This window comes from Candidatus Villigracilis sp. (assembly GCF_057083605.1).
In genome coordinates this window covers 1-6,641 of sequence record NZ_JBXMTI010000008.1, presented here as the reverse complement: position 1 = coordinate 6,641, position 6,641 = coordinate 1, and the positions used below count along the sequence as shown (strand labels likewise).

At 50.2% G+C, this 6,641-nt stretch carries 3 protein-coding genes and 1 pseudogene; 1 reads left to right on the top strand and 3 read right to left on the bottom strand.

Annotation, left to right across the window (positions count from 1 at the left end; all coding sequences use genetic code 11):
• Positions 1–23: 23 nt before the first annotated feature.
• On the top strand, positions 24–4,979 hold the full coding sequence (locus AC14M5_RS01710) for a Tc toxin subunit A-related protein (RefSeq protein ID WP_484027892.1): 4,956 nt from the start codon (positions 24–26) through the stop codon (positions 4,977–4,979).
• Between the two features lie 15 nt (positions 4,980–4,994).
• On the opposite strand, the pseudogene AC14M5_RS01705 reads toward AC14M5_RS01710, so the two are convergent.
• From AC14M5_RS01705 to AC14M5_RS01695, 3 genes and pseudogenes are all read right to left on the bottom strand, one after another.
• Positions 4,995–5,616: pseudogene (locus AC14M5_RS01705) on the bottom strand (ATP-binding protein); the annotation flags it as partial.
• An 85-nt stretch (positions 5,617–5,701) separates the two neighbouring features.
• Positions 5,702–6,103: a hypothetical protein gene (locus AC14M5_RS01700; protein ID WP_484027891.1), complete on the bottom strand. Its 402-nt coding sequence runs from the start codon at positions 6,101–6,103 to the stop codon at positions 5,702–5,704.
• A gap of 3 nt (positions 6,104–6,106) precedes the next feature.
• Positions 6,107–6,641 (bottom strand): sensor histidine kinase (locus AC14M5_RS01695; protein WP_484027890.1); only part of this gene is annotated, 535 nt, incomplete at its 5' end.

The window sequence follows — 6,641 nt, the reverse complement described above, 5'->3', positions numbered from 1 at the left end:
CCACGCTTTTGATTATTTTTGAATTGTCGCGAAATCCGCAGACAACCCAACAGGAACTCTTACAAGAGATCAGCGATGCGACCGGCTGGAGTCTCGATGATTTGCAGTCCCTCACGGGTGCGGATGGTTTTGATTTGGCTTTACCGGATGCATTCAAAGATGAACAGGCATTGGTTCACCTGAAAGCGGCTTTTATTCTGCTGAAGATTCTTGGCGCATCCGCTAAACAAGTATGTGCCTGGGCCGCATATGATCTCACCCAGGAGGATGCCCGAAATATCAAGCAGGCCGTCAAAGCCAAGTATGAGGATCGTCAATGGCTGGCGATTGCAAGACCCTTGCGCGACACTTTGCGCAACCAGCAGCGGACATCTCTCGTCTCCTATCTTGTCGCCCATCCCGATGCGAGCAAAGGTCAGACCTGGAAAGATACCCATGGCTTGTACGAGTACTATTTGATTGATGCGGAAATGGACGCCTGCATGTTGACCTCACGCATCAAACAAGCCATTAGTTCCGTTCAACTCTTCGTACAGCGCTGCCTGATGAACCTGGAAAACGAAGTGACCGTCAACGCGCAGGTTGATTCGGAGTGGAACAACTGGCACAAATGGATGAAAAAATACCGGGTATGGGAGGCAAACCGCAAGATTTTCCTGTATCCCGAGAACTGGATCGAGCCAGAACTGCGCGACGACAAGTCGCCCTTCTTCAAAGACCTGGAGAATGAGTTGATGCAGAACGACGTCACGCCTGAGACGGCAGAGGCGGCATTCCTCAATTACCTGGAGAAGCTGGATCAGGTTGCCCGTCTCGATATCCGTGGGTTGTATCATCAATTGGAAAAGACCGAGTCAGGTGAGGTCGCGGTGGATATCCTGCATGTCTTCGGCCGCACCTTCGGTACGCCGCATATCTACTACTATCGCCGGCGAGTCAATTCGGCGTACTGGACCGCATGGGAACGCGTGGACCTCGATATTGAAGGTGACTACCTGATGCCCGTGATCTGGAACCGGCGCCTGTACTTATTCTGGCCCACGATCGCCGAAGAATCGGAGGCTCAATCTATCACGGTACCTGGAGGTGACGGCGGCAAACTAAAGGAGCCCCCCAGACATTGGAAGATCCAGATTGCCTGGAGCGAATACAAGAATAACAAATGGTCGCCCAAGAAAATATCAAAGGAGGCGATCCAGTTGCCGCGAATACTTCTAGATCCGCAGAGTGACCGTTTGGACTATATTCCAAAGCAAAGCGACTTTCTATTCAAGGCTGTCTTTGCATCTGGTAATCTCCATATTTCTGTCGATTGGAAATCCGATGACATAAATGGCAATCCCATTCTCAATTTAGGAGGAATATTTCAATTTGACGATTGCCAGGGCAAACTGGATGTCACCCACGTATTGGCATCGTCTATTGGCAGGTTGAAGCTGCTGCCGGAGACTCACTATGAGTTCATGACCTTTGTGGAGAATCGAGAGAAGTTCGAGATCGGAGATCATGATCATCCGCTTGTTTTGGCCACGTCGAATCCTGCTAAGAGTGGTCTAAACTACAATCCGACCCTCGCCAAAACGCCCGGAACCTTCGATGTCCGCATGCAGCAATTTCAACGCTTCGATATGGACCAGTCCCTCTTTTACGCTGACGATAACCGGACCTTTAGTATCGTGCCGGGGGAAGGCCACGTTATCATACAAGATTGGTCCGTCATAGATAATGTGAGGCTTGATATCCTGGATGAAATCCGTGACTATTACTATGCCATAGTAGCGCCCTCCGCTGGTCCGGTCAGCCCGAGTGTTAGGGGCGGTGACATCATAGTTGGCGAGCTAACTTTTCCCGTTGAGACGAGCCAGTCAACCGTCAACACAGATGCCCTCATTGCGTTCGCTCAGAACCCCGGGAATCCCACATTTCCGACCTATCACTACGCACGGCGGGTTCAATTCGAGACCTTCTACCATCCGCACGTATGCCTCATGATCCGCGAGTTGAATCGCGACGGTGTTGACGGTCTGCTCCAGCGACCCATGCAAACACAGCCCGAAAGTTTTCTTAACCCGCCGCAAGCCTTTGAATTTGCCGGCACATACGGTCCGGAAGAAATCGTGCAGGCACCCTATCCCGCGGAAGAGGTGGACTTCTCATTCGCCGGTTCATACGAAATATACAACTGGGAATTGTTCTTCCATGTCCCACTCCTGATCGCCAACCGCCTTAGGAATAATCAGCGTTTTGAGGACGCGCAAAAGTGGTATCACTACATCTTCGATCCGACCGATAAATCTGCTTATCCTGTGCCGCAACGCTATTGGCGTACGCGCCCCTTCTTCGAAGCCGCGGCACAAGACTATCAGAGTCAACAAATCAAGAAATTACTGGAAGCGCTTGCAGCAGGTACGGCAGATACTGAATTCACGAACCAGGTAAAGAAATGGCGCGACCATCCATTTAAGCCCCATATCATCGCCCGCCTGCGAACGGTCGCTTATCAGAAGATGGTGGTCATGAAGTATATTGACAACTTAATCGCCTGGGGCGACCAACTGTTTCGTCAGGATACCATCGAATCGATCAACGAGGCAACCCAGTTGTATATTCTTGCCGCAGAGATTTTGGGGCGACGGCCTGAGAATATCAAGCCGCGGGCAATGCCGCCAGTGAAAACTTACAACCAGCTCGAGCCACTGCTGAAGGGTGATGACTTTTCTGATCCATTGGTCGCCATCGAAAACCTGCTTCCTGTGCCCTATCAGGATGGCATCGTATCTCCGTCCAACCCACCACCGACGAAATTGTTGTACTTTTGTGTACCCCAGAACGACAAACTGCTTCGCTACTGGGACACTGTGGCGGATCGGCTATTCAAGATTCGCCATTGCATGAATATCGAGGGAGTCGTCCGCCAAGTTCCGTTGTTCGAACCGCCGATTGAGCCAGGGCTTCTGGTGAGGGCCGCCGCTGCCGGTGTAGACCTGAGCAGCGCTCTCAACGATACCAGCGTGGTCCTCCCGCGTTATCGCTTTAGTGTCATGTCACAAAAGGCGAGCGAACTGTGTAGTGACCTCAAATCACTGGGCGGAGGACTGTTGTCTGCGCTCGAAAAGCGTGATGCCGAAGCGCTGGCGCTTTTACGATCCACACAGGAAATCCAGGTATTGAATGCCGTGCGGCAGATCAAAGAGCAGCAGGTGCAAGAAGCAGAGCTAACATTGGCTGGCCTTCAAAAATCACGCGAAATGGCCCAGATTCGCCATCACTATTACGCAAGCATTCAGAGTCCACCTCCGTATGGTTTGAATGCATTCGAAATTGCACATCTAGCGTTAGTTGGGGAGAGTCTGAGGTTTCAGATGGCCGAAGCGGGCATAGATTTGGTCGCTGCTATGTTACATCTGCTTCCGAATTTGAAACTTGGCGCTGCTACGTCCATCGGTACCACTTATGGTGGACACAACGTAGGCGAATCCGCGAAGGAATTCGCTGCCCGTATGGGTACGATGGCATCCATCAGCAGTACTGCTGGCTCTATTTCTGCAACTCTCGGCAGCTACCAACGGCGCATGGAAGAATGGAAGTTCCAGGAACGGTTGGCGGCTAGAGAGATAGAACAACTTAACAAGCAAATCATCGCGGCGGAGATACGCTTGGACATTGCGGAGAAGGACTTGGAGAATCATCAGTTGCAGATCGAGAATGCTCAAGCCATTGACGATTTTATGCGGGAAAAATTCACGAATCGGGAACTCTATGACTGGATGGTCTCTCAAATCTCAGGCATTTACTTCCAGAGTTACCAACTAGCTTATGATGTAGCCAAACGCGCCGAAATGTCATTTCGCTTCGAACTGGGGCTGGACGAGTCGGACTCGAAGTTCATTCAGTTTGGCTATTGGGATAGTCTGAAGAAGGGCTTGCTAGCAGGTGAGCGGCTTTATGCTGACATCAAACGTATGGAAGTCGCCTACCTGGATCAGAATAAACGTGAGTATGAACTGACCAAACACATCTCATTGATGCTGCTTGACCCGATCGCTCTGATCAAACTGAAAGAGACAGGTGAATGCTTCATCGATCTGCCCGAAGTAGTATTCGACATGGATTACCCTGGTCACTATATGCGCCGGATCAAATTGGTTAGTTTGACGATTCCATGCGTTACAGGTCCATACACGAGCGTCAATTGCACGCTCACGCTTGTGAAAAACAGCTTCCGAAAGAACCCGAGTACGACCGGCGGGTACAAACGCATCGATGATAACGATCCCCGCTTCACGGATGGCATCACTTCTCTGGAATCCATTGCAACAAGCAGCGGACAGAACGACAGCGGTGTATTCGAGATGAATTTTCGTGACGAACGCTATTTGCCCTTTGAAGGCACTGGCGTGATCAGCCAGTGGCGCCTTGAGTTGCCGCAAGACACCAATAATTTTGACCTCAACACTATCTCCGATGTGATTCTCCAAATGCGATATACCGCACGTGATGGCGGGCAAGCCTTGAAAGAGGCAGCCAGAGAGACTTTGCCAATTGCAGGAATACGGCTATTCAGTTTGCAGCATGAATTCCCAACCGAGTGGTATCGCTTCTTGAGCACCGCCGATCCAACGACGAGTGACCATATCCAAATATTCGGCTTGAATCGGGATCGCTTCCCGTTCCATGTACGGGATAAAACTATCAAGATTCGCGAGGTGCATGTTTTCGCGCTTCCAAAAGATACGTCTCTTTCTCCATTTGGAGTCTATCTAACGCCTGCTGGCGCGACGCCAGATGAGACAAATGACCACATAGATCTCGAGGTTGATGATTCCTTTGGGGGAATACTGCACAAAGAAAAAATCTATCCGGTTGGGCATGAGGCCAGTATTGGCGATTGGTCACTCAAAGTGAAATCGTCGGATTTTGCCGCGATCGCAAACTCTCTAGATGATGCTGTTCTTGTGTGTGAGTACTCAGCAAATTAGAACCTGCTGATTCTCTTATCCCATCATCAACTTTGGTCTGTATTGCAATGTCTCTGCCAAATGCACAGATCGGATGTCCTCACTCCCTGCCAAATCTGCAATTGTCCGCGCCAGTTTCAGGATGCGATGATAGGCGCGCGCCGACAGATTCATCTGACTCATCGCCGCCCGCATCAAGCTCTGACCTTCGTCCTGCAACCGGCAAAACTGCCGGATCTCCCCCACGCGCATATCGGCATTGCAAAAGATGGGATGTTTGGGATCCAGCTTCGAGAAACGCGTTCGTTGAATATCGCGCGCTGTCTGCACGCGGGCGCGGATAGATGCTGAAGTCTCCCCCAGCCGGTCCCCACTCAACTTTTCGTAATCCACTCTGGGCGCTTCGATTATGGATGTCAATACGATCTAACAGTGGACCCGAGATTCGTTTTTGATATTTGGTAACGACAGCAGGCACACACGTACAGGCTTTTTGTGTATCAAGATAAAAGCCGCACGGACAGGGATTCATTGCTGCAACCAGTTGAAAATTGGCTGAGAAAGTGAGCGATCCTTTTGAGCGGCTGATGGTAACGATCTTGTCTTCCATCGGCTGGCGCATCACCTCAAGGACGCGACTGCCGAATTCGGGGAACTCGTGAACGCCACTGACGGTTATATAGAGGTGATATCACCCGCATCCCCGCTCTCAATCAGTTGACTTGAGTGAATAACTACCGGAACTATCTCAAGTAGGGTCCCATCAAAGATTGCCCACTATCCAGCATTCCCTGAACATTTTTCAGGAAAAGCGACATATCCACAATGGGCTTTTCGATCACCATGTCAGCAAGACCTTGAAACTTGCGGCACCAATCTATGTCGGCAGAGGACACAATGATTTTTGTGTCTGGCCAGCACACTCGCATTTTGTCGAAAAGATCAGCGCCATTTACCTCCACCCCATTTTCGCCACGCAGGTGGAGATCCAAAATTGTTAAAGCTGGAGCCGGGGCATCGGGTTGCTCGATTCGCCTTAAAGCGGCAGGTCCTGTGACCGCAACTTCAGGATTGATCTTAATCAAGCTCAACGCCATTTTGTACAACTCTACAAGGTCTAAGTTATCTTCGATGATCAGCAACATTGATTACTCCAAAGGGATAGTGATTGTGAATGTGCTTCCCGCACCGACCACGCTTTTGATACTGATTGTTCCCTTCATCAGATTGACCAGCTCTTTCACGATGGACAAGCCAAGCCCCACTCCCCCATAAGTGCGCGTGTCATATCGTTCGCCTTGAACAAACGGCTTGAACATGGATGCGGTTTTGTTTTTAGGAATCCCAACACCGGTATCGGATACTGCGAAAATCAGCTCTTTCTTTTTCTTCCCCGCGCGGAAGTCGATATTCAGACTGACATTTCCAACCTCGGTGTACTTCACCGCGTTACTGAGCAGGTTGATCAGTATTTGCTTTATCCGCAAAGGATCAATTTTCACTTTTTCAGGAACACAGTTTTGAACAGAAATAGAAAGCTTGAGACTCTTTTCGTCTGCAAATGGAGTGATCTCCTCCATGACGCCGTTGACTAAATCAGCCACACGTACGTCAGCCGGCTTAAGTTGGACTTTTCCGGATTGAATATGAGCCTGGTCAAGTAAACGCGAAACAATTTCGTTG